At 41.2% G+C, this 2,105-nt stretch carries 3 protein-coding genes and 1 pseudogene; 1 reads left to right on the forward strand and 3 read right to left on the reverse strand.

What is annotated here, in order from left to right; genetic code table 11:
• Positions 1-195 (forward strand): annotated as a pseudogene (locus DPF93_RS21400) (IS4 family transposase); the annotation flags it as partial.
• Positions 196-292: 97 nt separating this feature from the next.
• Here the strand turns inward: DPF93_RS21400 and DPF93_RS20915 are convergent.
• From DPF93_RS20915 to DPF93_RS20925, 3 genes are all read right to left on the reverse strand, one after another.
• Positions 293-760: a hypothetical protein gene (locus tag DPF93_RS20915; protein ID WP_047483056.1), complete on the reverse strand. Its 468-nt coding sequence runs from the start codon at positions 758-760 to the stop codon at positions 293-295.
• A 109-nt stretch (positions 761-869) separates the two neighbouring features.
• Positions 870-1,226, reverse strand: a complete 357-nt coding sequence (locus DPF93_RS20920) for a hypothetical protein (protein WP_208638809.1) — start codon at positions 1,224-1,226, stop codon at positions 870-872.
• Positions 1,227-1,947: 721 nt separating this feature from the next.
• The coding region (locus DPF93_RS20925; protein WP_164675410.1) for an integrase core domain-containing protein at positions 1,948-2,105 on the reverse strand (158 nt) is incomplete at its 5' end.

The raw sequence follows: 2,105 nt of genomic DNA on the forward strand, positions 1-2,105 counted from the left end.
TTAATCGCTATACAAGCGAAATGGCATTATGACTTTCAAGCGAACACCATTAAGCACCGACGCGTACTCTCGATCCCAAGGCTTGGTAAAGAAGTTCGTTGCCATCGAAGGTACCGAATAAGTGAATCACAATATCACTGGGCGATAGTGGAATACCAACGGCTGACACATGCCTGTGGACTGGGAGAATTATGAGGGGATCCGCCAGCGCCGCGTTAAGGTGATGAGCAACGCTATAAGCTAGACTAACTAGTCACACCGAAAACACATAAGCGAATTAAAACGAAAAATGCTAAGCGTTGCGAATCACTCTTGAACGCTTTGTTATACGTTTTTTCCGTCGCCTATCCTTTAGCTCAATCAAGTCTCGAGTAAAGCCACGCTGCTTGAGCCATAAGACTTCAAAGATATAGATCGGCGAGAATATTAGATGCTGAACTTCTGGAGGAAAACCACCAACATCACCAAAAGCACCTAACTTTACAAATACAACATAAAAGAGCATGCACATTATAAACACTGTTAAATAGAAGTAAGTTCTTACAATATTCCATGTTATCTCATATGGATTACTAGAAATTAGGTAATAACGTTTAACTCTCTTCCATTTCCGCAAGCGCCAGAATTTTTTGAGCATCATTGGAGTCCGAGTAAAGCTTGAAACAATGAATTTACCCAACTTCCCAAGGTATGCGGAAAATACCGCTAATAACAAACTTATAATGACCGTTGGGTCAAAGATCAGTTCTAAAACTTCCATACTTCCTCAAACGTATAACGCTTAGTTAAGGGGTGACAAACAACTAGTGTGCTAGCCTTGAGCGGAGCGAAAATCAGCACACTGTTTGGCATCCCACTTGAACTACTTGTTATGTTCGTGAGCTTGAATATTGGAAATGAACCTTGAGCACCCCGTTTAAAGCAAGAGAAGATAGGCTTACTGCTCCTTTTTCTGGGACTTCAAGGTCATTGCCTTTCAAACGAGCGGCTTCTTCATTGTTAGCTAAGAGTATCCATTGATGATCGAAACCAGCCACTTTCGCCAGGTAAGAGCGAGCATCAATAGCATCAACTAAAGTTTGAATAGTTGAGGTCTCTGGCAATTCTAATTTTAAGAAGTGAGGAGCATCGCAGTCATCTCCTATACATACACTATCTCTTGTTAGTTTGACTCTCAGCATAAAAACTCCAATAGAACATAACAGTGTATTAGGCTGAATTCTCATTAATATACCCCAGCCGACACCTTACTTTTCAGTATTCTAAGGAAAATCCTTACGCAAAATCAACAAGTTGCACAAGTACAAGGTTGCATTTGTGATATTAACCTTCGGTGCAAAACGAGAATAGGGAATTATAGAGACCTCATAGAAAAGTCGACCATGGAGAAGATACCCATTTATTTCATAGGCTTACGAAATTTCACTAGGACAAAAACGAGAACTTTTGGCTTACTAATACGTATAGATTTACGTCGATAATTGGCGTTTCAATTATAACTGTATACGCTCGTTAGGCTCAGGTCTCGCCTTATGACTGCCATTAAACTCAACACCGCCTATTTCAATCTTTCGACTTGATAATTTAAGACTCAGAAACGACGAAAGCCTGCAAATTTCTTCGCAGGTTTTCTGAATTTTGCTAAGTGAGGGGGACGCCTAGTCTGAGGTCGTACACGACTGGAATTTGAATTCCTTCACAAGTTTTTAGCATCTTAAAACGAGAAAACCCCAGTCTTTCGACTAGGGTTTTGAATGTGGCGGAGAGTTGGAGTCGCACACGACTAGGGATTTATGCTCGCGAGCGAGCACCCTTCGTGCAGCTGCCTTAAGTCGCCTCCGGTTGGCAACGCTTTTTCGCTTCGCTCTAATGAACTCTTGCTAGAGCTCTGAATCCTATATTTATTGGATTTCATGTCTCGTCCTAAAATACGTTGACAGTTTTATGCTAAGCCAACTGCGTTAGCAGCTGGCTTTTTTCATGAACCTCATTTGGGGTTTTCATCCCGAGGCTAAGATGTGGTCTCATATTGTTATAGATACTAATAGACTCTTTTACTAGTTGGTTGAGCTCTTTGATGTCTTGACACCTATTGAGTAGGAACT

The sequence above is a fragment of the Vibrio rhodolitus genome (assembly GCF_003350325.1).
GTDB lineage: Bacteria > Pseudomonadota > Gammaproteobacteria > Enterobacterales > Vibrionaceae > Vibrio > Vibrio rhodolitus.

Coding starts and splice junctions, on each gene's coding strand:
- DPF93_RS20915 (WP_047483056.1), bottom strand. CDS start 760: ATGGAAGTTTTAGAACTGATCTTTGACCCAACGGTCATTATAAGTTTG.
- DPF93_RS20920 (WP_208638809.1), bottom strand. CDS start 1,226: ATGAGAATTCAGCCTAATACACTGTTATGTTCTATTGGAGTTTTTATG.